The organism is Microbacterium sp. LMX7-1.2 (genome assembly GCF_040675935.1).
Taxonomy (GTDB): Bacteria; Actinomycetota; Actinomycetes; order Actinomycetales; family Microbacteriaceae; genus Microbacterium.
On sequence record NZ_JBEGIL010000001.1, the window covers coordinates 3,256,494 to 3,282,049 of the forward strand.

Here is a 25,556-nt window from a genome sequence, read left to right on the forward strand (position 1 = left end):
GATCCATGCCCGCAGGCGAATCCTTCTACATCACGACGCCCATCTACTATCCGTCCGACGTGCCCCACATCGGCCACGGATACACCTCGGTGGCGGTCGACGCGCTCGCGCGCTGGCACCGCCAGGGCGGCGACGACACCTGGATGCTGACGGGCACCGACGAGCACGGACAGAAGATGCTCCGTGCCGCGGCGGCGAACAACGTGACCCCGCAGGAGTGGGTCGACAAGCTCGTGACCGAGGCGTGGTTCCCGCTGCTGAAGACGCTCGACGTCGCGAACGACGACTTCATCCGCACGACGCAGGAGCGGCACGAGGAGCGCGTCAAGAAGTTCGTGCAGGCGATCTACGACCGCGGCTACATCTACGCGGGCGAGTACGAGGCGCTGTACTGCGTGGGCTGCGAGGAGTTCAAGCCGGAGTCCGAGATCCTCGACGGCACCGGTCCCTTCGAGGGGCTGAAGGTGTGCGCGATCCACTCGAAGCCGCTCGAGCTGCTGCAGGAGAAGAACTACTTCTTCAAGCTCAGCGAGTTCCAGGACCGCCTGCTCGAGCTCTACAAGGCGCAGCCCGACTTCATCCGTCCCGAGTCCGCGCGCAACGAGGTCGTCTCGTTCGTGCGGCAGGGTCTCAAGGACCTCTCGATCTCGCGTTCGGCGTTCGACTGGGGCATCGAGGTGCCCTGGGACCCGTCCCACGTCATCTACGTGTGGGTCGACGCGCTGCTCAACTACGCGACAGCGGTCGGGTACGGCGACGACCCCGAGACGTTCGACCGCCGCTGGCCCGCGTACCACGTGGTCGGCAAGGACATCCTCCGCTTCCACGCCGTGATCTGGCCGGCCATGCTGATGGCCGCAGGCGTCGACGTGCCCAAGGGTGTGTTCGCGCACGGCTGGCTGCTCGTGGGCGGCGAGAAGATGTCGAAGTCGAAGCTCACCGGCATCGCGCCGACCGAGATCACCGACGTCTTCGGCTCGGACGCCTACCGGTTCTACTTCCTCTCGGCGATCGCGTTCGGCCAGGACGGGTCGTTCTCGTGGGAGGACCTCGCCGCGCGCTATCAGGCCGAGCTCGCGAACGGCTTCGGCAACCTCGCGTCGCGCACGACCGCCATGATCGAGAAGTACTTCGAGGGTGTCGTGCCACCGCCCGCAGAGTACCTGGAGCAGGATCTCGTGATCCAGCGTCTCGTCGCGCGTGCGACGACGGATGCGGATGCCGCGGTCGAGCAGTTCCGCATCGATGAGGCGATCCGGGCGATCTGGACGGTCGTCGACGCGCTCAACGGCTACATCACGACGAACGAGCCGTGGGCGCTCGCCAAGCAGGCCGCCGCCGGTGACGACGCGCAGCGCGAGCGCCTCGGCACCGTGCTCTACACGTGCGCAGAGGGTCTGCGCGCGCTCGCGGTGCTGCTGTCGCCTGTCATGCCGGTGTCGACCGAGAAGCTGTGGATCGCGCTGGGCGCAGCCGAGACGCTCGGGCGTCTGCAGGATCAGCCGATCCGCGAGGCCGGGGCGTGGGGCGTGCTGAAGCCGGGCACGAGCGTCAACGGCCTCGCGCCGCTGTTCCCGCGCGTCGAACAGGCCTGATCGCGTCTCCCGCCTGTGACAGCCATGCCTGAGACCTACGTGCAGCGCCGGGACGGCGACGGACGCAAGGACCTGCGGTATCCCGCAGCTCCCGAGCCCCTCGCCGTCCCGGTCTACGACAACCACGCGCACCTCGAGATCCTCGACGGCGACGAGCCGCTGTCGCTGATCGAGCAGCTCGATCGTGCGGAGGCGGTGGGGATCGCCGGCGTCGTGCAGGCCTCGGGCGACATCGAGTCCTCGCGTTGGGCCGTGGAGGCCGCCGCGTCCGACCGTCGAGTGCTGGCCGCGGTCGCAATCCATCCGAACGACGCCCCGGCCTACGCCGAGGAGGGGCGTCTCGATGAGGCGCTCGCGGTGATCGACGAGCTCGCGGGGCACCCGCGCACGCGGGCGATCGGCGAGACCGGGCTCGACTTCTTCCGCACCGAGCCCGAGCGCCGGGGCCCGCAGTTCACGTCCTTCGAGGCGCACATCGCGCTCGCGAAGAAGCACGGGATCGCGATGCAGATCCACGATCGTGACGCGCACGACGCGGTGCTCGAGACGCTCGCCCGCGTGGGCGCGCCGGAGACGACGGTGTTCCACTGCTTCTCGGGCGACGACGCGATGGCGCGGGTGTGCGCGGATGCGGGCTATCACCTGTCGTTCGCGGGCAACGTCACGTTCAAAAACGCCCAGAACCTGCGCGACGCGCTCGCGGTGACGCCGCTCGACCGCATCCTCGTCGAGACCGACGCGCCGTTCCTCACGCCGACACCGCTGCGCGGTCGCCCCAACGCGCCGTACCTCGTGCCGATCACGGTGCGCTTCATCGCCGTCGAGCTCGGGATCGACGTCGACGAGCTGTGCGCGCAGCTGGCCGCGAACACCCTGAGGGTCTATGGCTCGTTCGACTGAGCATCGTTAGGCCGAGGCTCGGGAATCTGTCGACGGCCGACGTCATTGAGCTTCAAGCGCAGTGCGCCAGGCCTGGGCCGATCCGCTGATGCCGCGGACCAACTGCAGTGCCCCACCCAGCGCTCTTCCGGTCGGTCGCAACTGCCTCGAGATTCCGCTCATCATGTTCACGATGGTCTCCATCTGGTCGATGCCAGGCTGATCGAGCGCTCGTGACAGTCCTGCGAGAGACTCGCTGAGCTCTTCCCTCGTCGCACGTGGAAAGGCCGAAGCAAGACGGACGAACTCTGAGATGTCACTGTCGACGCGTTGCCAGGCTTCGCCGAGTTCTTCGGTTGCCGCAATGAGACTAGCGCTCGGCTCTTCAAGCCGCTGGCCGATACGGGCGAAGACAGTAGACGCTGCATGCATGTCCGCCGTCTGCGGTAGCGGCTCGGCGCGGAACGCGGACCCGATCTCGTCGAAAGAGGACGTGAATGCCCGCACCGCCTCGTCCAATTGTTCACGGTGACCGTTCATCGAGGTGACGAGGTCGATGAGGTCCGGTTCCTCAGCGGCTGGCTCGCTCATCTTGCCCGGCGCGTTTCGAGCCTCGAGCGTGCTCCGCAGTCGTATCGCGACTCGCTCCACGAGTTGCTCATACTCGATGCTGTCGGGCTGTAGTGCGCGAACCGCCTTCACGTCGATCCACTGTGTATCGAGGAGACGTTGGCGGACAGGATCGTCCTTCGGGACGACATCAGTCGCATCGATGTCGACCCAGAGCAGCGGCAACAGCAGCCGCGGCTCACCTGCTGCTCGAGCTGCGCTGGCGAAGTCCAGCACCTCCTGTCGGCACGCCTGACTGCGAAGGTACCGAGGGGTCACGTTCGCGAGAAGAAATGCTGTGGACGCGATCTCGTTGCCGAGCCGTTTGCGCCAGTCGTCACCCCACCCGATGTCGTCCCTATCGATGAAGATCTGGAGATCCCTGCCGTACAAGAAGGAGTAGGTCTCCGCAAGATCTCGCGCGAACTTGATGATCCTTCCCTTCTGGGCGTCGTTGTCGGCGTGAACGTAGCTGACGAAGAGTGATGCGTCGAAATCATCGCGGGAACTCCGCGGGGCAGGGCTGTTGATGATGAGTTCCTCTCGCTCGGGGGCCGGCCCGCTCGATCGGGTCGTCGGCCCGAAGCTGCTCACATCGTCGAGGAGGGAGAACGGCACTGCCCAGACATCATCGTCTATGGCCAAAATCTCCGAGCCCCTGTAGAAGACGAATCCGCGGTGAAGCCCGCGAGACGCGCGGAACGCGCGAATACCTGCTGCATCCGCCGACGAGACTCTCGTCGACGCTTTGATCTCGATTGCTACGTGTCGCTGCATGTCGTCGGTGAAGACCAGGTCGACCTCGGGGTTGGTCGCACTCGCTTTACGCCAGTAGTGGGCCATGGTCCGAACGTCTGCCCACTCGGCGTGTGCGCGCAGCTCGTTCACGACATGGCTCTCGAGCAGTTGACCGAAGTACTCGCGCTGGTCAAGGATGTCGATACCTGACCGCTCCAAAGCATCCACCGCGAACGCGATATCGGACGCATGGATCTTCGCTCGCGAGAAGCTCTGTCGTCGCCCTTCCGTGGCGAGGTTCGGCAGCCATTGAAGAAGGAACAACCGTCCGAACGCATCGATGTGCCTCTCGACGGTGCGCTTGTCCAAATCGAGTTGTCGTCCCAGATCCGTCGCGTTGAGAATCCCTCCCGGACGTCGTAGCAGGGCGTCGAGAACCGACCGCGCTTTGACGACGTTGAATCCGATGTCCGGCATGACTTCGTCCGAGAGGATCATCGTGAGGTCAGAGGCCAGGCGCCCGCGGAGGTCTCCTCGGGTGAGGACGCTCTTCGGGAAGACGTAGAGGGGAAACCCTCCGATCCTCAAACGGTCAAGTAGTTGACGATCGTTTTCTTGCCGGTAGGTACCTGGAACAATCTCACCGTCGAAGAGCCGGTCGACAAGCGATCCAGGGTGTCCCGCCAACTCCCATCGCGTCAGCGGATGCATCGTCATTCGCTGTGCTCTGCGCGTGAGCGGGTCGGCACCGCCCAGGCCCTTGCGGCCGATGGATGCAGAACCTGTCAGCACGAACTGATTGTCCGTGGACAGGGCGTCCGTGTGTTCCTTCAGCGCAAGCGGTAGCGACGGCAGCAGTTGCGCTTCATCGATGATGGTCGGCCGTGTCAGCCGCGCGAGCCATCCACGGACGTCCTCCTCGGCTCTGCGTAGCGTCGCTTCGTCGGCGAAAGACACGTAGTCGTAGTCACGCTCTTGCTGAAGTTGTTGGCGCATCATGGTCGATTTTCCGACAGCGCGAGCACCTTCCAGGATCAGCACCGGCGGCTCTGATGTGCGACGTAGTCGATCTCCGACTAGGCGGTGAACGTATGCAACCATGACCAACAAAGTACCCCAGTAGTACTTTTATTACAACACGCCATGTACTTTTTTTATGCAGGCCTCGCGCTCACAATCTGCGAGATCGGACGCCACACGAGCAGCAGGGTGAGAGCCGATCCTGCGAAGGCGAACCACCACGGCGCGGTCAGGCCCCAGAGCTGCGCGATAACCCCGCCCAGGGCCTGGCCGATCACCAGACCGGCGAACACGCCGACCATGTTGACGGAAGCGACGCGGCCCTGGAGTTCGGCGGGCACGAGACGCTGCCGGACGGTCGTGGAGATCGTCGCCCACACGAACGCGTACGCGCCGAAGACGACCATGATGACGAGCGCGACCCACCCGGTGGTCGTGAGCGCGAAGGCCAGGTGCATCAGCACCTCGAGCGACAGCACGACCCGCATGAGCGTCGCGAACGAGACGTGCCGCTCGAGCCAGCCGAAGCTCACGGTCGCGAGGATGCCGCCGGCGGCCGACGCCGTGGTCAGGGCGCCGTAGCCGATCGCGCCCATCTGGAGGTGCTCCGTGGCGTACAGCACGAGCACGCCCCAGGGCGCCGCCCAGGTCACGTTGAACACGAGGATGATGATCACCAGCATCCGGACGGGTGGGTTGCGCCACAACCAGCGCAGACCCTCGGCGATGTCGGTGTGCACGGGCGAGCGCGAGGCTGAGTCGCCGTCTGCGGCGGCTTCGCGCGGCGGGACGGGCGTGCGCGCCATCCGCGAGATCAGCACGATCGCGAGCGTCACGCAGAGCACCTCGACGAGGAACGGCCATGCGGAGCCCGCCGCGAACAGGAACGCGCCGAGCGGCGGGCCGGCGAACTGGTTCGCGACGAGGTACCCGGCCTGCAGGCGCGCGTTGCCGATGCCGAGGTCGGCGGGCTTCACGAGCATCGGGAGCAGCGTGCTCCCCGCGGTGTCCACGAACACCTCGGCCGTCCCGTAGAGGAAGGCCACCGCGAGGACGATGCCGATGTTCGCCGTGCCCGTCACGAGGAACACGCACAGCGCGGCGAGCACGACGGCCCGCGCGGCGTTCGCGACCATCACGAGGCGTCTGCGGTCGAAGCGGTCGGCGATCGCGCCCGCGTGCAGCCCGAAGATCAGCCACGGGAGGAACTGCAGGATCGCCCCCGAGGCGACGAGGAGCGGCGAGGAGGTCATCGAGGCGATCAGCAGCGGGGCGGCGGCGAGGGCGACGCCGTCGCCGACGTTGCTGGTCCACGACGAGGCGAGCAGCCAGCGGAAGTCCCTGCCCATGCGGCGGGGCGCGACGAGTTCACCGAGAGAGGGCATCACTGAAGAGTAGTGGGGGCGGGGGACATCCAGGGGGTAGGGGACAATGGACACATGACCGTCACGCTGCTCGGCGCCTCCGAGATCCGCCGCCTCGCCGCCGAGCTCGATGTCACCCCCACCAAGAAGCTCGGCCAGAACTTCGTGGTCGACGCCAACACGGTCCGCAAGATCGTGCACGCCGCTCGGGTCCAGCCGGGGGAGCGCGTGGTCGAGGTGGGACCGGGCCTCGGCTCGCTCACCCTCGCGATCCTCGAAGCCGGGGCCTCGGTGACCGCGGTCGAGATCGACCATCGGCTCGCCGCCCGGCTGCCGCAGACCGCGGTCGAGCACGGCGTCGAGCCCGAGAGGCTCACGGTCGTGGATGCCGACGCGCTGCGGGTCACCGCGCTGCCGGGAGAGCCGTCCGTGCTCGTCGCGAACCTCCCGTACAACGTCTCGGTGCCGGTCCTCCTGCACTTCCTCGAGACGTTCCCCTATCTGCGGCGCGGCGTCGTGATGGTGCAGGCCGAGGTCGCGGAGCGCATCGCCGCGAAGCCCGGCTCGAAGATCTACGGCTCGCCCAGCGTCAAAGCCGCCTGGTACGGCGAATGGAAGCTCGCCGGAAACGTGTCCCGTCAGGTCTTCTGGCCCGCGCCCAACGTCGACAGCCTGCTCGTGGGCTTCGACCGCACCGAGGGCGAGCGCGGTTCCGAGGACGAACGGCGTCGCACTTTCGCGATCGTCGACGCGGCCTTCAACCAGCGGCGCAAGATGCTGAGGCAGGCACTCTCGGGCCTGCTCGGCGGCTCCGCGGCGGCATCCGAGGTGCTGATCGCCGCCGGCGTCGCCCCCACCGCCCGGGGCGAGGACCTCACGGTCGACGACTACCAGCGTGTTGCGCAGGAGGTCGCCCGGGTCGGCGCCACCGCCAGCACGGACTAATCTGGCACCGTGACCGACTCTCCGCGCTTCCGCCCGAACGTCCCCGAACTCCACCGCCCGTACGCCGCCGACGAGGGCCGCTACCAGCAGTTCGACTACCGCCAGGTCGGCTCATCCGGCCTCTACCTGCCGCCCATCTCGCTGGGTCTGTGGTGGAACTTCGGCGACAACATCCCGCTCGACAACCAGCGCGCGCTCCTGCGCCACGCGTTCGACCGGGGCATCACGCACTTCGACCTCGCCAACAACTACGGGCCGCCGTACGGCTCGGCCGAGAAGAACTTCGGGCGCATCTTCGCCGAAGACTTCCGCCCCTACCGCGACGAGCTCATCATCTCGTCGAAGGCCGGCTGGGACATGTGGCCCGGACCCTACGGCGACTTCGCGAGCCGCAAGTACATCCTGGCGAGCGCCGAGCAGTCGCTGACCCGCATGGGCCTCGACTACGTCGACATCTTCTACTCGCACCGCGTCGACCCCGTGACGCCGATCGCCGAGACCGTCGGAGCGCTCGACACCCTGGTGCGCCAGGGCAAGGCGCTGTACGTGGGCATCTCCTCGTACAGCGCGGAGCGCACGGCCGAGGCCGTCGCCGTGGCGAAGGAGCTCGGCACGCCGCTCGTGATCCACCAGCCCGCGTATTCGATCCTCAACCGCTGGGTCGAGGACGGGCTCGCCGAGACGCTCGAGCAATCGGGCCTCGGCGCGATCGCGTTCACGCCGCTCGCGCAGGGCCTGCTCACCGACAAGTACCTCGGCGACGGCACCGCCGACCGTGCGCAGAAGCGCGGCTCGCTGCCGGACGCGCCGCTGAGCGACGAGGCCGTGCGCATCCTCCGGTCGCTGAACGAGATCGCCCGTGATCGCGGTCAGAGCCTCGCGCAGCTGGCGCTGCAGTGGACGCTGCGCAACCCGGTCGTCGCCTCCGCGCTGATCGGCGCCTCGCGGCCCGAGCAGCTCGATGAGAACATCGCGGCGGTGAACGGCCCCGCGTTCACCGACGAGGAGCTGTCGCGCATCGACGAGCTCTCCGGCTCCATCGACGTCGACCTCTGGGCGACCTCCACGGAGCTCTGACAGTCCCGCCATGACCTTCGCCGCCTCCGCTGACTCTGTGCACGTCCGTGCGCCGGGCACGATCTCTGTGATCCCGTCATGACCTTCGCCGCCTCCGCCGAATCCGTGCACGTCCGCGCCCCGGGCAAGATCAACGTGTACCTCGGCGTGGGCGGCCGTCACGAGGACGGGTATCACGCGCTGGCGACGGTGTTCCAGGCGGTGTCGTTGTACGAGGACGTGATCGCGCGTCACGCCGACGACTTCTCGATCACGGTGTCGGGCGTGGACGATCCCGACAGTGTGCCGCTGGACGATCGCAACCTCGCGATGAGGGCTGCCAAGCTGCTCGCCGCCGCCGCCGACTACGGGGGCGGTGTCGCGCTCGAGCTGCGCAAGAGCGTGCCGGTCGCCGGCGGTATGGGCGGGGGATCGGCCGACGCCGCGGCCGCGCTCGTGGCGTGCGACGCGCTGTGGGGGACCGGGTTCTCGAACGCGCGTCTGCACGAACTGGCCGCGCGTCTCGGGGCGGACGTGCCGTTCGCGCTGCACGGCGGCACCGCGGTGGGCACGGGGCGCGGCGATCAGCTCAACCCGGCGCTTGCCCGCGGGCGCTTCGACTGGGTGCTGGTGCCGAGTGACCGCGGACTGTCGACCCCGCTCGTCTACACGCGCCTCGACGAGCTGCGCGACGACGAGGGCGCCCTCGCCGACGACCCGCCGCTTTCGCTCGACGTCCCCATCCCTGTGCTCCAGGCGCTGCGCTCCGGCGACCCCGTGCTTCTCTCCGAGAGCATCTACAACGACCTCCAGGAAGCCGCCCTGCACGAGCGTCCCGAGCTGGAGACGACGATCCTGCGCGGCATCCACGCGGGCGCCCTGCAGGGGATCGTTTCCGGCTCCGGACCGACCGTCGCGCTGCTGTGCGCGGACCCGGGTGCCGCCCGTGTAGTGCAGGACACGCTCCGGGGCCAGGGGATCGAGTCCCTCCACGTGCACGGCCCGGTGCCGGGGGCGCGCATCCTCTCCTGAGCCGTCTCCGAGGTGCGCCGAGCGCGTCGGAGAGCCATAATGGTGTGACGATGTGACCGTGCACATGCGAGGAGGCGTGATGTCCACCGCCTCCGACCGTGCCCGCTCTCCGAGCATCCGCGACGTCGCCCGCCTCGCCGGGGTCTCGCACCAGACGGTCTCCCGCGTGCTCAACGACCACCCGAGCATCCGACCCGAGACCAAGGCCAAGGTGCTCGACGCGATCGCGGTGCTGGACTACCGCCCCAACCTCGCCGCGCGGGCGCTCGTCACGAGCCGGTCGAACATGCTCGGGGTGCTGTCCGCGACGATCGGGGAGTTCGGCCCGACGTCGTCGATCGCCTCGATCGAGGAGGCGGCGCGCGAGGAGGGGTACTCCGTCTCGACCCTGAACCTGCCGGCGACGTCGCCCGAGGCGATCGGCAGCGCCGTGCGGCAGCTGGAGCGGGAGCAGGTCGACGGGATCGTCGTGCTCGCCCCGCAGGTGCGCGTGTTCCACGTTCTGCGGGGGATGGCCGTCGACTTCCCGTTCGTCACGCTGCAGACCGCCTCCGGGTCCGATGGGGTGAGCCTCTCGGCCGATCAGGTCGCGGGTGCGAGGGCGGCGACCGAGCATCTGATCAGACTCGGGCACACCGACATCCTGCATCTCGCGGGACCCCAGGACTGGATCGAGGCCGAGTCGCGCATGCGCGGATACCTCGACGCCCTGCGTGAGGCCGACCTCCCCACGTTCCCGCCGATCCGCGGCGACTGGACCGCGGACTTCGGCTATTTCGCGGGGCAGGAGCTGTCGCGCCGACGCGACTTCACCGCCGTGTTCGCCGCGAACGACCTCATGGCGATCGGGCTCCTGCACGGGTTCCGGGATGCGGGGATCCGCGTGCCCGACGACGTCAGCGTCGTCGGGTTCGACGACATCCCCGTCGCGGCGCACGTCGCTCCCACGCTGACGACCGTTCATCAGGACTTCACGGAGCTGGGCCGCCGAGCCGTGCGGATCCTGCTCGCGCAGATCCGTGGGGAGCAGTCTCCGGTCTTCGGTCCCGTGCAGGCATCGCTCCGCGATCGGGAGTCCGCGGGTCCCCACGTCGCCCGCGTCGCGCACGTGTCACGGTAACGACACGAATTCGCGGGTCGGACTTGACATCGTTCCATCCACCGGAGTTACATATACCAATGTGAACGGTCACATCGCACGTGACCGCACGTAGCGAGGAAGAACCGTGAGCACCACAGCAACGTTGCCGGTCGTGTCAGGCCCCATCCTGGAGATGCGCAGCATCACCAAGGAGTTCCCGGGCGTCAAGGCACTGTCTGACGTCTCGATCACCGTCCGTGCGGGGGAGATCCACGCCATCTGCGGCGAGAACGGCGCCGGGAAATCGACCCTCATGAAGGTCCTCTCCGGCGTCTACCCGTACGGCTCCTACGATGGCGACATCCTGCTGTACGGCGAGGAGCAGCGATACAAGGACATCGCCGCGAGCGAGCAGGCCGGGATCGCGATCATCCACCAGGAGCTCGCGCTGATCCCGGAGCTCTCCGTCACCGAGAACATCTTCCTCGGCAACGAGATCCGTAGCTTCGGCCGCATCGACTGGCAGGCGCAGAAGCAGCGCGCGATCGAGCTCCTCGCCCGCGTCGGGCTCAAGGAGGACCCGGACGTCGCGATCAAGACGCTCGGCGTCGGCAAGCAGCAGCTCATCGAGATCGCGAAGGCGCTCAACAAGGACGTCAAGCTGCTGATCCTCGACGAGCCGACCGCCGCGCTCAACGAGAACGACTCGCAGCACCTGCTCGACCTGATCCTGGGCCTCAAGGCCAAGGGCATCGCGTCGATCATGATCAGCCACAAGCTCAACGAGATCGAGCAGATCGCCGACGAGATCACGATCATCCGCGACGGACGCACGGTCGAGACCCTCGACATCTCGCGCGGCGAGATCAACGAGGACCGGATCATCCGCGGCATGGTCGGCCGCTCGCTCGAGAGCCGGTACCCGGACCGTACGCCCGAGATCGGCGAGGTCTTCTTCGAGGTCAAGGACTGGTGGGTGCAGCATCCCTCCGTCGCCGAGCGCATGGTCGTCAAGGGGTCCAGCATCGATGTCCGCCGGGGCGAGGTCGTGGGCATCGCCGGCCTCATGGGCGCCGGTCGCACCGAGTTCATGATGAGCCTGTTCGGCCGCTCCTACGGGAACTTCCAGTCCGGCACGATCATCAAGGACGGCCAGGAGGTCGTGATCCCCGACGTCGCCACCGCGATCAAGCAGGGTCTCGCCTACGTGAGCGAGGACCGCAAGGTGCTCGGGCTCAACCTGCTCGACACGATCAAACGGTCGATCGTGTCCGCCAAGCTGGGCAAGATCACCCACCGCGGCGTCGTCGACGAGCGCGAGGAGTTCTCGGTCGCCGAGCGCTACCGCAAGGCGCTGCGCATCAAGACCCCGTCGGTGGAGGAGGGCGTCGGCAAGCTGTCGGGCGGCAACCAGCAGAAGGTCGTCCTGGCGAAGTGGATGTTCACAGACCCCGACCTGCTGATCCTCGACGAGCCCACCCGCGGCATCGACGTCGGCGCCAAGTACGAGATCTACGCGATCATCAACGAGCTCGCGTCTCAGGGCAAGGGCGTCATCGTGATCTCGAGCGAGCTGCCAGAGCTGCTCGGCATCTCCGACCGCATCTACACCGTCTTCGAAGGTCGGGTCACCGACTGCATCCCCGCCGATCAGGCCACACCCGAGGCCCTCATGCGCAGCATGACCTCCGCGACCCAGAAAGCATCCGCATGACCACCGACCTCACGACAACGAAGCGCGGCTTCCACTTCGGCGACATCCGCAAGATGTTCGGGAGCAACGGCACCTCGACACTGCGCCAGTTCGGCATCCTCGGCAGCCTCATCGTCATCATCGTGCTGTTCGAGATCTTCACGCTGCTGCGCAACGGTCCGAACGGCGCGACGCTGACCCCGGGCAACGTCATCAACGTCATCAACCAGTACTCGTTCATCCTTATCCTGGCGATCGGCATGGTGATGGTCATCATCATGGGCCACATCGACCTGTCGGTCGGCTCGGTCGCCGCCTTCACCGGCATCATCGTCGCGAAGTCGATGGCCGAGTGGAACCTCCCCTGGCCGCTCGCGATCGTGCTCGGCCTCGGCGTGGGAGCTCTGGTCGGCGCCTGGCAGGGATTCTGGGTCGCCTATGTCGGGGTACCGGCGTTCATCGTCACCCTGGCCGGCATGCTGTTCTTCCGCGGCGCTCAGCAGTGGATCGGCGACGCGCAGACCATCCCGGTGCCGAAGGGCTTCCAGTACATCGGCACCGGCTACCTCCCCGAGGTGGGCCTGCCGCTGCCGTTCAACGTGCCGACCATGATCCTCGCGCTGCTCGCCGTCGTCTGGCTGATCTTCTGGGAGATCCGCACGCGCCGCGTCCAGCACAAGATGGGCTCCGAGAGCGCGCCGGTCTGGGTCAGCACCGTGAAGGTCGTGCTCCTCTCGGTCGTCGTTCTCGCCGCGGGATGGATGTTCGCGACCGGTCGTCCCGGCACGAGTTTCCCGGTTCCGGGACTCATCCTCCTGGCGCTCGTCATCATCTACTCGTTCGTCACCCGCAACACCGTGTTCGGTCGTCACATCTACGCGGTCGGCGGCAACCGTCAGGCGGCGCGTCTGTCGGGCGTCAAGGACCGCTGGGTCGACTTCTTCGTCATGATGAACATGTCGGTCATGGCAGCGCTCGCAGGCATGATCTTCGTCGCCCGCTCGCAGGCCTCCGGCCCGAACGACGGCACCGGCTGGGAGCTCGACGCGATCGCCTCGGTGTTCATCGGCGGCGCGGCCGTCGCGGGCGGCATCGGCACCGTGATCGGCTCGATCATCGGTGGTCTCGTCATGGCCTTCCTCAACAACGGCCTCGCACTGCTCGGTCAGGGTGCCGACGTCGTCTCGATGATCAAGGGTCTCGTGCTCCTGATCGCGGTCGGCATCGACGTCTGGAACAAGCAGCAGGGCCGCCCGTCGATCATCGGCTTCATGACGCGTCGCTTCCGCCAGCAGGAGGCCGCGACCGAGACGTTCGAGCCCAACAAGACCTATCAGGCCCCACCCGTCGACAAGACGAGCGGAAAGTAAGCGGTTCCACAGCGCACAGCACGCGCCGGATCCGTCACACATCAGAGAAAGAGATCACATGAAGAAGATCATCGTCACCGCGACAGCGCTCGTCGCGACGGCTGCCTTCGCGCTCACTGGCTGCTCGGCCGAGCGTGGCGGCGACACCGGATCGGGTTCGGGCGACGAGGCCTCGAAGGGCTTCGCAGCCGACGCCACGATCGGTGTCGCCCTTCCGGACAAGACCTCGGAGAACTGGGTCCTCGCCGGCAAGCTGTTCGAGGACGGGCTCAAGGAAGCCGGCTTCAAGGCGGACGTGCAGTACGCACCGGCCACCAACACGGTCGCCGAGCAGCAGAACCAGATCCAGGCCATGGTCACCAACGGCGCCAAGGTCATCATCATCGGCGCGAAGGACGGCAAGCAGCTGGCCACGCAGGTGCAGGCGGCCAAGGATGCCGGCGCCTACGTGATCGCGTACGACCGCCTGATCGAGAACACCGACGCGCTCGACTACTACGTCGCGTTCGACAACTTCAAGGTCGGCAACCTGCAGGGCCAGGCCCTGCTCGACGGTCTCGCCGAGCGTGCGGGCCACGAGGCTCCGTACAACATCGAGCTGTTCTCGGGCTCCCCGGACGACGCGAACTCCGCGGTCTTCTTCGACGGCGCCATGGAGGTCCTGCAGCCGAAGATCGACGACGGCACGCTGAAGGTCGTCTCGGGTCAGACCGAGATCGCCCAGACCGCGACCGAGGGCTGGCTCGCCGAGAACGCCCAGAACCGCATGGACACGCTGCTGACCGGCTCGTACAGCGGTGACACCGTGCTCGACGGAGTCCTCTCGCCGAACGACACCCTCGCCCGCGCCATCATCACCTCGGTGCAGCAGGCCGGTCGTCCCGTCCCGGTCGTCACGGGTCAGGACTCCGAGGTCGAGTCCGTGAAGTCGATCATGGAGGGCATCCAGTACTCCACGATCAACAAGGACACCACGCTGCTCGTCGCGCAGGCCATCAAGATGGTCGGCGAGCTGCAGAAGGGCGACGAGGTCGAGGTGAACGACACCGAGTCCTACGACAACGGCTCCAAGGTCGTCCCGTCGTACCTGCTCGACCCGGTGATCGTCACCAAGGAGAACGCCGCCGAGGCGTACGCGAACGTCCCGAGCCTGCTCGAGATCGTGAAGTCGTACCAGTAAGCGCGAACCGCTGAACGGAGCCGTCCGGGTCACTCGACCCGGGCGGCTCCTTCGCGTGCAGCGGTTCTTTCGCGCGCAGCAGTGACTTCGCCTGCAGCGGCTTCTTGGCGTGCAGCGCCCCGTGTTCCTCGTCGAACCGGAGTTCGAAATGCTGTGCTTCGGGCACGTAGCCGAGAGGCATGGTGGTTCCGGTCGAATCCAGGAAGGCGACGGTCGACACGTCCAGGCATGCGGTCGCCATGACGGATCCGTCGGATCGGGTGCCGAGGACGTCGAACCGCTCGATGACGATCTCACCGGTCATCGTGAGTTCGTGGGCGTGGGTCAGAAGGAGCGCAGGTCAGAACGGCGCGCGCGCAGGCACAGGCGCTGCCGGCTCCGGTGCGAACGTCACGGTGTGCTGCGTCGGCGGCTTGTCGCTGTAGATGCGCCCCGTCGGGCTGGTCCACTCGAGGATGCCGCCGTGTCGTTGGCGGACGTGCCAGGGTGAGTGGTGCTTGAGGACATGGTGTCGTCGGCAGAACTGCGCGAGGTTCGTATCGCGGGTCTCTCCGCCCGTGGCGGCGTCGTGGTTGTGGTCGAGATCGCATTTCCTCGCAGCGATCCCGCACGCCGGGAATCGGCACCGGCGATCTCGCGCCCGGAGGTGTCGCCGCAGATGCTCGCTCGGCCGGTAGCGGTCGACGGCGAGCATGCGCCCGGTGATCGGGTGAGTGAGCACACGATCCCATCCCGTCGTGGAGCCCGCGAGGCTGCGAGCGGTGTCGACGTCGATCGGCTCGACACCATCGAGTTCTGCGGGAGGAAGCGCCGGTACGTCGTCGAACGCGAGCGAGGTCGATGCCTGATCGTCCATCAGGGTCAGCACCGGCACAGTGATCTCGACCCGCGCGCGGATCGCACCCAACATCCCGTCGGCGGTGTCATGACCACTGGGCGCGCCGGTGAGCACGAGATCGGTCAGCAGGTCAGCGCGGATCTCATCGACTGTGCGCTCATCGACCGTGCGCCCGTCGGGCGATGACGCATCCTTGCCCGAGCCACCGTCTTCGCTCGCGCTCTCCCGTGCAAGGCGGCGGTTTTCGTCTCGCACGGCGTGAGCAGCTTGCGAGAGGCGGTCGAACATGCCGTGCACGAGCACAGCAGGAGCGTGGACGTGGAGATCTGCCATGCCGTCATCGGCGTCCGTCATCCACACGCGGCGCGTTGCACGCGCCTCGCGGTGTCGCTCGTCGATCGAGCGCGCGAGCAACCGCTCAGCCTCACGCCGAGCGCGGGGCCGCAGCCTGTTGGCTGACTCCTCCGCGGCGAGCGGCACCATGGTCTCCGCATACGCCTCGCGATCTGCGTCATCGACGAGATGCGATCCGGCGTCGACGATCACCCGGGAGTGCGCGGCGCTGATGAGTCCGGCCCCCTGTGCGGCCCACACCGAGGGGAACTGCTCGACGAGCAGGGTCGCGTCGGCCATGCGTCGTTCGATCGTGCGGTCGCTCACGCGCTGCACGGCTCCGATCTCGGCCGCCACCGAACGGATCGCATGGTCGCCCCGGTCGGGATGGTCGCCCTGCCGGGCGATGTCGATGGCCAGACGCCCGGCGATGGCCAGCAGTCCGTCGCGCGCCGCCTGCATCGCGGCGAGCGTCTGCTCGGCCACCTGCAGCGACTCGACCAGACCGGCGAGCGCCGCCATCTGCGAGTCCGTCGCATCGATCAGTGCTGTCATGACCTGAGTCCATCACCAACCACCGACATTCGAACGAAGATTCGAATGCTCTCCCTGGAATACTGGAATGAAGCGACACTGCAGCGCGGTGGCGGATCACTCGAATGAGACAGCCGGGCGGTGCGCGCGAGATGACCGTGGGGCCGGGCGAGCCGTCGGCCCCACCCCCGCACGGCTAGAGTGGCTCGATGGCACGACTCGAATGGGCGGATCTCCCCGACGGCATCCGGCAGCGCGTCGAGAAGGTCGCCGGATCGCCGGCGAGCGGGGCTCGCACTCAGCCCGGCGGATTCTCGGCGGGTATGGCGTCGCGGATGTCGTTCGAGGATGGCCGGCGTCTCTTCGTGAAGGCCGTGCACGCGTCGTCGCAGGGAACCTTCGACCTGTACGAGAGGGAAGTCGGCATCCTTCGCACCATCCCGCGAGAGCTCCCCGCCGCCCATCTCGTCGAGTCGTTCACGCAGGACGATTGGACGGTTCTGGTGATCGAGGACGTCGAGGGGCGGCATCCGCGAGAAGACGCTCCCTCCGATACCGCGACCGTGCTCGATGCGATCGCGGCGCTCGCCGCCGTGTCACCACCGGCCGGTCTGCCCTCTCTCGCCGATGAGCTCGCGGAGGATGCGAAGTCCTGGAGGCGTCTCGAGGCCGCTGGTCTCCTGGATGAGACGACCCCGTGGTGCGTGGAGCACCTCGCCTTCCTCCGCACGCATGCGGAACGCGTCGATGCCGCGGTCGCCGGCGACCGTCTCGTGCACGGCGACCTGCGCACCGACAACATCCTCATCGACCCGTCCGGACGTGCCCGGCTGCTCGACTGGCCCTGGGCGGCCAGGGGTGCGGGGTGGGAGGACGCTCTGCTCTACCTCCTCGATCTGCGCGTGGCGGATGCCGAAGCCGATGTCGATCCCCTCCTCGCTCATCCTGTGTTCCACGGTTCCACCACCGAGGACCACATCTCCCTGCTCGCGGCGATCGGCGGGAACTGGTTCGAGAAGTGCCGGTGGCCGGCGCCACCGGGTATGGCGACTCTGCGCGACTTCCAGCGGCGGGAGGCGATCGCCTCCGTCACCTGGATCGCGCAGATGTCGGAGGGGTGAGGGAGGATCCCTGCATGAGCCATCACCACGCCGACTCCGGCGTCTCGACCAGAGACGACCTCGACGCGCGCATCGAGCAGAGCCGCAGCCTGATCCTCGGCAGCCTCGACGGGCTGTCCGACGGGGAGGCGCGCGAGATCCTCATCCCGGGGCGCCCATCGATCCTCGGCGTCGTGAGGCACACCGCCTACGTCGAAGGGGTGTGGTTCGGCGAGGCGATCACCGGCCGTCCGCGCGCCGAGCTCGGGCTGCCCGTCGCCACCGCGAACTCCTGGAAGGCCAGGAAGACCGACACGATCGAGTCGGTCAGGGCCCACTGCCTGGAGATCCGCGAGCACGCCCGCTCGAACCTCTCGGGTCTCCGTCTCGACGACGTCGTCACCGGACGCCATCCGCGCACCGTCCTGAGTCTGTACACGCACGTGCTCGACGAACTCGCCTGGAACACCGGGCAGCTCGACATCCTCCGCTCGCTCGTCGACAGCCGCTGACCGCGGCCGTCGGCACCGTCACGCCCGACTACCCTGGAAGACGATATGGCACATCTTCTGGGGGCTGAGGCCCTGCACCTCGAGTACCCGACGAGAGTCGTCTTCGACTCCGTGACCCTCGGCATCGAGGAAGGCGACCGGATCGGCATCGTCGGCCGGAACGGCGACGGCAAGTCGAGCCTTCTCGGAATGCTGGCCGGACGCAAGGAACCCGACTCGGGCCGCGTCACGGTGCGCGGCGGCACCACGATCGGCGTGCTCGACCAGGCCGACACGCTCGACGACGACCTCACGATCGCGCAGGCCGTCGTCGGCGACACCCCGGAGCATGAGTGGGCTGGCGACGCGCGCATCCGTGACGTCATCGAGGGGCTGCTGTCCGAACTTCCGTGGGATGCCCGGATCGGCGCGCTCAGCGGAGGTCAGCGTCGCCGCGTCTCGCTCGCGACGCTCCTCGCCGGCGACTGGGACGTCATCGCGCTCGACGAGCCCACCAACCATCTCGACGTCGAGGCCATCACCTGGCTCGCCGGCCACCTCAAGAAGCGCTGGCCCGCGAACTCCGGAGCCCTGCTCGTCGTGACCCACGACCGCTGGTTCCTCGACGAGATCTGCACCGAGACCTGGGAGGTGCACGACCGCATCGTCGAGCCCTTCGAGGGCGGCTACGCGGCGTACATCCTGCAGCGCGTCGAGCGCGACCGGATGGCGGCGGCGACCGAGGCGAAGCGGCAGAACCTCGCCCGCAAGGAACTGGCCTGGTTGCGCCGCGGGGCCCCCGCGCGCACGAGCAAGCCCAAGTTCCGGATCGACGCGGCGAACGAGCTTATCGCCGATGTGCCCGAGATCCGCGACAAGGTCTCCCTGCAGTCGCTCGCGGTCTCGCGCCTGGGCAAGGACGTCGTCGACCTGCTCGACGTGGGAGTCGCCTATCCGACGGAGGACGGCGGCACGAAGCGTGTGCTGTCCGACGTCGAGTGGCGGATCGCGCCGGGCGAACGCACCGGCATCCTGGGAGTCAACGGCGCAGGGAAGTCGACGCTGCTCGGTCTGATCTCGGGCACGGTCGAACCGACCGAGGGGCGCATCAAACGCGGCACGACCGTCAAGGTGAAGACGCTCACGCAGCGACTCGACGAGCTCGAGCAGCACTGGAACGACCCGGTGCGCGTCGTGATCTCGGGCCTGCGCACCTCCTACACGATGGGTGCCGGTTCGAAGGCGCAGGACCTGACACCCGGTCAGCTGCTCGAACGCCTCGGCTTCTCGTCAGCGCAGCTGTCGACGCCGGTTAAGGACCTCTCCGGCGGTCAACAGCGTCGACTGCAGCTGCTGCTCGTGCTGCTCGACCAGCCGAACGTGCTGATCCTCGACGAGCCCACCAACGACATGGACACCGACATGCTCGCGGCGATCGAGGATCTGCTCGACTCGTGGTCGGGCACGCTCCTCGTCGTGAGTCACGACCGGTACTTCCTCGAGAGGGTCACCGATCAGCAGTACGCGATCCTCGGTGGTCGCCTGCGGCACCTGCCCGGAGGGGTCGACGAGTACCTGCGTCTGCGGCAGCTGCAGGATGCCGCGCCCACGACGACCGCCGCACCTGCGGCCGCGGGATCGGATGCCGCGCCAGTGGCCGCCGGTCTGGACGGGGCCGCTCTGCGCGCCGCGCAGAAGGAGGCGTCGTCGCTCGAGCGCCGGATCCAGAAGCTCACCGAGCAGGTCGACAAGGCCAAGCACGCACTGGCCGACCACGACCAGGCGGACTACGCCGGCCTGGGGGAGCGGATGAAGGCGATCGGCGACCAGGAGTCCGAGATCGAGGAGCTCGAGCTCCGCTGGTTCGAGCTCACGGAGCAGATCGGCTGATCGCGCGACACGCCGGGATTAATTTAGGTTTGGCTACCCTAAGTCGCCGTCGATAGGGTCGAAGAACACCCCTCCGACGACAGAAATGGTCATGCCGTGAATCGCCGCCTCACCCTTGCCGCCCTCATCTCCGCCTCCGCGCTGCTGCTCGCCTCGTGCGCCTCCGCAGACGCCGCCGGCGAACCTGCGGCGGACGGCGGCGACACCGTCACCCTCGCGCACCCGACGATCGACGGGCTGGAGATCGACTTCGACGGACAGCCCGAGAACATCGTCATGGACTGCTACGCCTACAGCTCCCTGCACGAGTACGGCATCGAGCCGGTGGCGCTGTTCGGCTACGAGTGCGACAACCCCTTCGTGATGGGCGACGCCGACATCAGCGACATCCCGGTCGTCGGCAAGGACGGCGAGATCGACGTCGAGAAGCTCGCAGAGCTCCGCCCGGATGCGATCATCGGGCAGGGCACGGCCGACGGCTGGCAGTGGTTCGACGAGGACGTGAACTCGCAGATCGCGCGCGTCGCTCCGTTCGTCGCACTCCCCAGCAGCGAGACCATCGACGCCCGCATCGCCGACACCCGCGAGATCGCGGACTTCTTCGGCGGCGAGGTCGCGTCCGAGGAGATCCTCGCCTCGGATGAGGACCTCGAGGCCGCGAAGGACGCCCTCCGCGCCGCCACAGCCGACAACGGTCTGAACATCATGCTCGCGAGCCCCACCAAGGAGATGCTCTACACGGGCGTGGGCTTCGCGCAGGCCGACCTTCTCGAAGAGCTCGGCGCCACGATCGTCGGGGCCGACGCCCCGGCCACGGGCAACCCGTGGGGACAGGTCGCGTGGGAGGACGCCTCGACCTACCCGGCCGACATCCTGCTGATCGAGGGGTACGACGAAGACTTCTCCTTCTCGGCCGAGCTGTGGGACGCTCTCCCCGCCGTCAAGGCCGAGCAGCTCGGGGCCTGGAGCTCCAAGGGCGCCATGACCGCGTCGACCTACGCGCAGTGGCTGAACGATGTCGCGGTTCTCGTGTCGGCATCCGCGAAGGTCGCCTGACCTCCTCCCACCTGACCATCTGATGTCGCAGGTCTCGCTCGCCGAGCCGCGCCTCGACGGGGAGCGCTCCGGTGCTCCCCGTCGCTGGGCCGGTCTGATCCCGCTCCTGATCCTCCTCGTGCTCGCGCTCGCCGCGAGCATGCTGGTCGGATCACGCACCGTGCCGCCGGCCGACGTCCTGCACGCGCTGCTGCAGCCCGACCCCGACGACGCGATCTCGCAGACCGTCTGGTTCTCACGCGTGCCCCGCACCGTGCTCATCCTGGTCGCGGGGGCGGCGCTCGGCGTCGCCGGAGCTCTCATGCAGGCGGTCACACGCAACCCGATGACCGATCCGGGCATCCTCGGGGTCAACGCCGGCGCATCGCTCGCTGTCGTCGTGGGCCTCGCGTTCTTCGCGGTCACCGACATCTCGCAGTACATGTGGTGGTCGTTCGTCGGGGCGATGCTCACCTCGGTGCTGGTCTTCGCGATCGGCAACACCGGAGCGGCGCGCGGCAACCCGGTGCGCATGACCCTCTCCGGCGTGGCTCTCGGCGCGGTGCTGTCCGGCTTCAGCTCCGCCGTGCTGCTGTCGAACTCCGAGGTGCTCGAGCGGATGCGCGGCTGGTCGGCAGGCACCACGGCATCCCAGCCGCTCGACGCGACGCTCGCGATCGTGCCGTTCATCGTGGTCGGCCTGGTGATCGCGCTGCTGAGCTCGCGCTCGCTCGACGTCCTGTCGCTCGGCGAGGCCTCCGCCGTCGCCATGGGCGCGCATCCGAACCGCATCCGGCTCGTCGTGCTCCTCGCGATCGCGCTGCTCGCGGGCGGCGCGACGGCGGCCGCGGGGCCGATCGGGTTCCTCGGACTGCTCGCCCCGCACGTCGCCCGCATGATCGTGGGCCCCCACCAGGGGTGGATCCTGGCGTACTCGGTGCTGATCGCCCCGATCGTGCTCGGATTCGCCGACGTGCTCGGCCGGATCATCACGGCGGGGGAGGTGCCGGTCGGCGTCGTCACCGCGTTCATCGGTGCGCCGGTGCTCATCTGGATGGTCCGGCGCTTCCGGGTCTCGGAGGTCTGACGCATGACCGATCTCGACTTCGGCCGACGGATGCACCGTGTCGGCCCACCAGTTCGCCCGTGGATGCTCGTCGACGCCCGCTCTCTGCGTGTGTGCGCGGGGCTCTGGATCGCGACGGCCGCGCTCGCCGTGTTCGCGGTGTTCTCCGGATCCGCCCAGATCTCCTTCCCCGAGGCGATGGCCGCACTCGCCGGCCGGGGGGACGAGTACACGACGATGGTCGTGCTGGAGTGGCGTGCCCCGCGCATCGTGATCGCGGTGCTGCTCGGCGCGTGCCTCGCGATGAGCGGAGCGATCTTCCAGAACCTCACCGGGAATCCGCTCGGCTCGCCCGACGTGATCGGCTTCCAGACCGGTTCGTACACGGGCGCGCTCGTGGTGATGCTGCTGCTCGGCGGAGGGTCGGCGGCGACCATGGGCGGCGCGCTGGTCGGCGGCGTGGTGACCGCGTTCCTCGTCTTCCTGCTCGCTTCTCGCCGCGGTGCCGTGCGGGGAGTGCGGCTCATCATCGTCGGGATCGGCGTGAGCGCGATGCTCGCGTCCGTGAACGTGTGGATCCTCCTGAACGCGACCGTAGAGGATGCGATCATGGCGGGGCTCTGGGGCGCGGGCAACCTCTCCGGCGTCTCGTGGCCCACCGTGTGGATCACGCTCACCGGATCCGGTGCTTTCGTGATCGCCGCGCTACTGCTGAGCCGTCCGATGCGCCTCATGCAGGTCGGCGTGCCGTTCGCTACCGCCCTGGGGCAGAACGTCCGGCTCGTGCAGGTCAGCGCGATCGTCGTGGGCGTGGGCCTCACGGCGCTCGCGACCGCGACCGTCGGACCGATCTCCTTCATCGCGCTCGCCGCCCCGCAGATCGCGCGTCGCATCGTGCGCTCCGACGGCCTGGCGCTGGGACCCACCGCCGCGGTCGGCTCGCTACTGCTCCTACTCGCGGATGTCGTCGCGCAGCGCATCCATCCCGATTCGCCCCTCCCCCTCGGCATCGTGACCGTCTCGATCGGCGGACTGTACTTCCTCTGGCTGCTCCTGAGAGAAGGGAAGAGAAGATGACCCGTCTGACCGTGGCTGAGGCCGCGCTCGGCTACGCCGACCGCATCGTCTGCAAGGAGGTGTCGGTCGAGATCCCCGACGGCGCCTTCACGGTGATCGTGGGCCCGAACGCGTGCGGCAAGTCCACGTTGCTGAAGAGCCTGACACGCCTGCTGCAGCCCGCGCGGGGCAGCGTGCTGCTCGACGGGGAGAGCCTGCATCGCCTGCCGACCAAGCACGTCGCGCGTGAGGTGGGACTGCTGCCGCAGGGCCCGGTCGCGCCCGACGGCATCCGCGTGATCGACCTCGTGTCGCGCGGCCGGTACCCCCATCAGAGGCTGTTCTCGCCCTGGTCGCCTGAGGACGAGGCCGCCGTGGCGGAGGCGATGGATGCGACCGGCGTCCGGCACCTCTCCGGCCGTCTCGTCGACGAGCTCTCCGGCGGGCAGCGGCAGCGCGTGTGGATGGCGGTCGCCCTCGCGCAGCAGACGCCCATTCTGCTGCTCGACGAACCGACGACGTACCTCGACCTCAGCCACCAGGTCGAGCTCCTCGAGCTGTGCCGTGCACTCAACCGCACCGCGGGCACGACGCTCGTCGCAGTGCTGCACGATCTCAACCAGGCGGCGCGGTACGCCGATCACATCGTCGCGATGAAGGACGGAGCCGTCGTGTCGAGCGGCCGGTCCGACGAGGTGATCACCGAATCCCTCGTCGCGCACGTGTTCGGTCTGGATGCGAGGGTGATCGCCGATCCCGAATCGGGCAGCCCGCTCGTGGTGCCGCGCTGGTCGCACGGCTGAGAGAGGAATATCCTTCTCCCATCTGCGTTGGGAGACAGGGATGGAAGGCCTCGAAGTAACCGTTCTGATCGGACTCACGATCCTCGTCGGAGCGCTGCTCGCACCCCGCGTCCGACTCGCTCTGCCCCTCGTCCTCGTCATCCTGGGACTCGCGCTGGGTTTCGTGCCGCAGCTGCGGGAGATCCAGCTGCCGCCCGAGACCGTGCTGCTGCTCTTCCTCCCGGTGATGCTGTTCTGGGAGAGCCTCACGACGTCGTTGCGCTCGATCCGCCGCGACTTCCGCTACATCCTGCCGATGAGCACGCTGCTCGTGGTGGCGTCCGCGTTCGCGGTCGCCGGCATCGGCCTGCTGTTCGGGATGCCGTGGGAGACCGCGCTCATCCTCGGCGCGGCCGTCGCCCCGCCGGACGCCACCGCGGTGGCCGCCCTCGGGCGCCTGCTCCCGCGGCGCATGTTCATGAAGCTCAAGGCCGAGAGCCTGACGAACGACGGCACCGCGCTCGTGCTGTACGCGATCGCGGTCTCGCTCGCGCTCGGCGGCAACATCACGCCCCTCTCGGTGACCATGTCGGTGCTGATGTCGTATCTCGGCGGCGTCGCGGCCGGTGTCGTGATCGCGGCGCTCGGCTACCTGCTGCTGCGCCGCTCCTCGTCGACCGCCGTCATCAACGTGACCCTGCTGCTCATCCCGTTCTCGGCCTTCCTGCTCGCCGAGATCGTGCACGCGTCGGGAGTGCTCGCCGTCGTCGTCGCGGGTCTGATCGTGGCCTGGGTGTCGCCCCGGGTGACCACGGCGTCGTCCCGGCGTCAGGCGGATGCGGCCTGGCCGTTCGGGGTGTTCCTGCTGAACGGCGCCTTGTTCGTCCTGATCGGGCTCGAGGTGCAGTACGTGGCGCACGAGATCTCGGGCGCCGAGATCGGTCGGCTCGTCCTGATCACGCTCGCCGTGTGGGCCACGCTGCTCGTCGTGCGCTACGTCTTCCAACTGCTGAACGTCGTGTTCCAGCGGCAGGCCGGCCCGAGGCCCGCGCGCGGTGCCAGGGCGCGAGCACGTGCGGTGTCGACGGTCGCCGGCATGCGCGGCGCGGTGTCGCTCGCGATCGCACTGTCGGTTCCCGCGTCGGCTGCGACGGGCGGGGAGATCGCCGGACGCGACGAGATCGTGTTCGTCACCGCCGGCGTCATCCTGTTGAGCCTGCTCGTGCAGGGGCCGCTGCTGCCCGCGATCGTGCGCTGGGCGCGGTTCCCCGTCGATTACGTCGAGGCCGAGGAGTACGAGCTCGCTGAGCGCACGATCTCCGGAGCCGCTCTCTCGGCGCTCGACGATCTCGCGGTCGAGCACGGCATCGGCCAGGAGGTGCGCGACCGCGTGCGCGCCGAGGGGTACCAGATGCTGGAGTTCTCGAACGCCAAGGCGCTCGCGCGCGAGCAGGCGATCGTGGATGCCGAGGCGAAAGCCCTCGACGACCTGCTCGGCGAGCCCGACCCGCTGGGCGCTGCGGGATCCGCCGGGGAGAGCATCGGGGGAGGGGATGCCGGTTCTCCCGGGATCTCGCCCGAGCGGGCCCGAGAGGTCGACGATGACGGTGCGACCGCCGAGGGCGAGGTGCGCACGCTGCAGATGATCGCGACCTCCACGGACGTCGACGTGATGCAGCGGTCGCCGCTGCTGCGGCACGAGGAGCACACGCGGCTCAAGCTCGCGCTCCTGGAGCGCAAGCGCGAGGTGCTGCTGGGGCTCCGCCGCTCGGGTGCGGTCGACGACCTCGTCGTGCGTCGCATCTCCGCCCGGCTCGATCTCGAGCAGGTGCGGTTGCAGGGCATCGAGGAGTACGACTGACGCGGTGC

20 protein-coding genes are annotated in these 25,556 nt (G+C 68.1%); 17 read left to right on the plus strand and 3 right to left on the minus strand.

Going from position 1 to position 25,556, the window contains the following annotated elements; translation table 11 throughout:
• The first annotated feature begins 5 nt into the window (after nucleotides 1-5).
• Together metG and MRBLMX7_RS16005 are read left to right on the plus strand one after the other, a co-directional pair.
• Nucleotides 6-1,595: a methionine--tRNA ligase gene (gene metG / locus MRBLMX7_RS16000; protein WP_363369977.1), complete on the plus strand. Its 1,590-nt coding sequence runs from the start codon at nucleotides 6-8 to the stop codon at nucleotides 1,593-1,595.
• Between the two features lie 24 nt (nucleotides 1,596-1,619).
• Nucleotides 1,620-2,495: a TatD family hydrolase gene (locus tag MRBLMX7_RS16005; RefSeq protein ID WP_363369979.1), complete on the plus strand. Its 876-nt coding sequence runs from the start codon at nucleotides 1,620-1,622 to the stop codon at nucleotides 2,493-2,495.
• Between the two features lie 42 nt (nucleotides 2,496-2,537).
• Here the strand turns inward: MRBLMX7_RS16005 and MRBLMX7_RS16010 are convergent, their stop codons facing one another.
• Nucleotides 2,538-4,862, minus strand: coding sequence for a DUF4143 domain-containing protein (locus tag MRBLMX7_RS16010; RefSeq protein ID WP_363369981.1), 2,325 nt, complete (start codon nucleotides 4,860-4,862; stop codon nucleotides 2,538-2,540).
• Nucleotides 4,863-4,975: 113 nt separating this feature from the next.
• Complete coding sequence (locus MRBLMX7_RS16015; protein ID WP_363369983.1) at nucleotides 4,976-6,226, minus strand: MFS transporter; 1,251 nt, start codon at nucleotides 6,224-6,226, stop codon at nucleotides 4,976-4,978.
• Between the two features lie 54 nt (nucleotides 6,227-6,280).
• Between MRBLMX7_RS16015 and rsmA the strand changes: the two genes are divergently transcribed.
• From rsmA to MRBLMX7_RS16050, 7 genes are all read left to right on the plus strand, one after another.
• Complete coding sequence (gene rsmA / locus MRBLMX7_RS16020; RefSeq protein ID WP_363369985.1) at nucleotides 6,281-7,150, plus strand: 16S rRNA (adenine(1518)-N(6)/adenine(1519)-N(6))-dimethyltransferase RsmA; 870 nt, start codon at nucleotides 6,281-6,283, stop codon at nucleotides 7,148-7,150.
• 9 nt (nucleotides 7,151-7,159) lie between these two features.
• The gene (mgrA, locus tag MRBLMX7_RS16025; RefSeq protein ID WP_363369987.1) at nucleotides 7,160-8,227 is read left to right on the plus strand and encodes an L-glyceraldehyde 3-phosphate reductase; all 1,068 of its coding nucleotides are present in this window, start codon (nucleotides 7,160-7,162) and stop codon (nucleotides 8,225-8,227) included.
• A gap of 78 nt (nucleotides 8,228-8,305) precedes the next feature.
• A complete protein-coding gene (locus MRBLMX7_RS16030) occupies nucleotides 8,306-9,238 on the plus strand; it encodes a 4-(cytidine 5'-diphospho)-2-C-methyl-D-erythritol kinase (protein ID WP_363369989.1) in 933 nt (310 codons plus the stop codon).
• A gap of 79 nt (nucleotides 9,239-9,317) precedes the next feature.
• Nucleotides 9,318-10,358, plus strand: a complete 1,041-nt coding sequence (locus MRBLMX7_RS16035) for a LacI family DNA-binding transcriptional regulator (RefSeq protein ID WP_363369991.1) — start codon at nucleotides 9,318-9,320, stop codon at nucleotides 10,356-10,358.
• Nucleotides 10,359-10,512: 154 nt separating this feature from the next.
• Nucleotides 10,513-12,033, plus strand: a complete 1,521-nt coding sequence (mmsA, locus tag MRBLMX7_RS16040) for a multiple monosaccharide ABC transporter ATP-binding protein (protein WP_363370969.1) — start codon at nucleotides 10,513-10,515, stop codon at nucleotides 12,031-12,033.
• On the plus strand, nucleotides 12,030-13,382 hold the full coding sequence (gene mmsB, locus MRBLMX7_RS16045) for a multiple monosaccharide ABC transporter permease (RefSeq protein ID WP_363369993.1): 1,353 nt from the start codon (nucleotides 12,030-12,032) through the stop codon (nucleotides 13,380-13,382). Before mmsA ends, mmsB begins: the two co-directional genes overlap by 4 nt.
• 58 nt (nucleotides 13,383-13,440) lie before the next feature.
• On the plus strand, nucleotides 13,441-14,562 hold the full coding sequence (locus MRBLMX7_RS16050; protein ID WP_363369995.1) for a sugar-binding protein: 1,122 nt from the start codon (nucleotides 13,441-13,443) through the stop codon (nucleotides 14,560-14,562).
• Nucleotides 14,563-14,902: 340 nt separating this feature from the next.
• Here the strand turns inward: MRBLMX7_RS16050 and MRBLMX7_RS16055 are convergent, their stop codons facing one another.
• Nucleotides 14,903-16,288: an HNH endonuclease signature motif containing protein gene (locus MRBLMX7_RS16055; protein ID WP_363369997.1), complete on the minus strand. Its 1,386-nt coding sequence runs from the start codon at nucleotides 16,286-16,288 to the stop codon at nucleotides 14,903-14,905.
• A 188-nt stretch (nucleotides 16,289-16,476) separates the two neighbouring features.
• Between MRBLMX7_RS16055 and MRBLMX7_RS16060 the strand changes: the two genes are divergently transcribed.
• The 8 genes from MRBLMX7_RS16060 (at nucleotide 16,477) to MRBLMX7_RS16095 (ending at nucleotide 25,548) form a co-directional block, all read left to right on the plus strand.
• Entirely contained in the window at nucleotides 16,477-17,388 is a 912-nt protein-coding gene (locus tag MRBLMX7_RS16060) for a phosphotransferase family protein (RefSeq protein ID WP_363369999.1), read from the plus strand.
• Between the two features lie 14 nt (nucleotides 17,389-17,402).
• A complete protein-coding gene (locus tag MRBLMX7_RS16065; protein WP_363370001.1) occupies nucleotides 17,403-17,879 on the plus strand; it encodes a DUF664 domain-containing protein in 477 nt (158 codons plus the stop codon).
• A gap of 45 nt (nucleotides 17,880-17,924) precedes the next feature.
• Complete coding sequence (locus MRBLMX7_RS16070) at nucleotides 17,925-19,748, plus strand: ABC-F family ATP-binding cassette domain-containing protein (RefSeq protein WP_363370003.1); 1,824 nt, start codon at nucleotides 17,925-17,927, stop codon at nucleotides 19,746-19,748.
• Between the two features lie 96 nt (nucleotides 19,749-19,844).
• Entirely contained in the window at nucleotides 19,845-20,804 is a 960-nt protein-coding gene (locus MRBLMX7_RS16075; RefSeq protein WP_363370005.1) for an ABC transporter substrate-binding protein, read from the plus strand.
• 22 nt (nucleotides 20,805-20,826) lie between these two features.
• Nucleotides 20,827-21,870: a FecCD family ABC transporter permease gene (locus tag MRBLMX7_RS16080; RefSeq protein WP_363370007.1), complete on the plus strand. Its 1,044-nt coding sequence runs from the start codon at nucleotides 20,827-20,829 to the stop codon at nucleotides 21,868-21,870.
• Between the two features lie 3 nt (nucleotides 21,871-21,873).
• The gene (locus MRBLMX7_RS16085; protein ID WP_363370009.1) at nucleotides 21,874-22,926 is read left to right on the plus strand and encodes a FecCD family ABC transporter permease; all 1,053 of its coding nucleotides are present in this window, start codon (nucleotides 21,874-21,876) and stop codon (nucleotides 22,924-22,926) included.
• Entirely contained in the window at nucleotides 22,923-23,708 is a 786-nt protein-coding gene (locus MRBLMX7_RS16090) for an ABC transporter ATP-binding protein (protein ID WP_363370011.1), read from the plus strand. Before MRBLMX7_RS16085 ends, MRBLMX7_RS16090 begins: the two co-directional genes overlap by 4 nt.
• Nucleotides 23,709-23,748: 40 nt before the next feature.
• Nucleotides 23,749-25,548, plus strand: coding sequence for a Na+/H+ antiporter (locus tag MRBLMX7_RS16095; RefSeq protein WP_363370013.1), 1,800 nt, complete (start codon nucleotides 23,749-23,751; stop codon nucleotides 25,546-25,548).
• The last annotated feature ends 8 nt before the right edge of the window (nucleotides 25,549-25,556 follow it).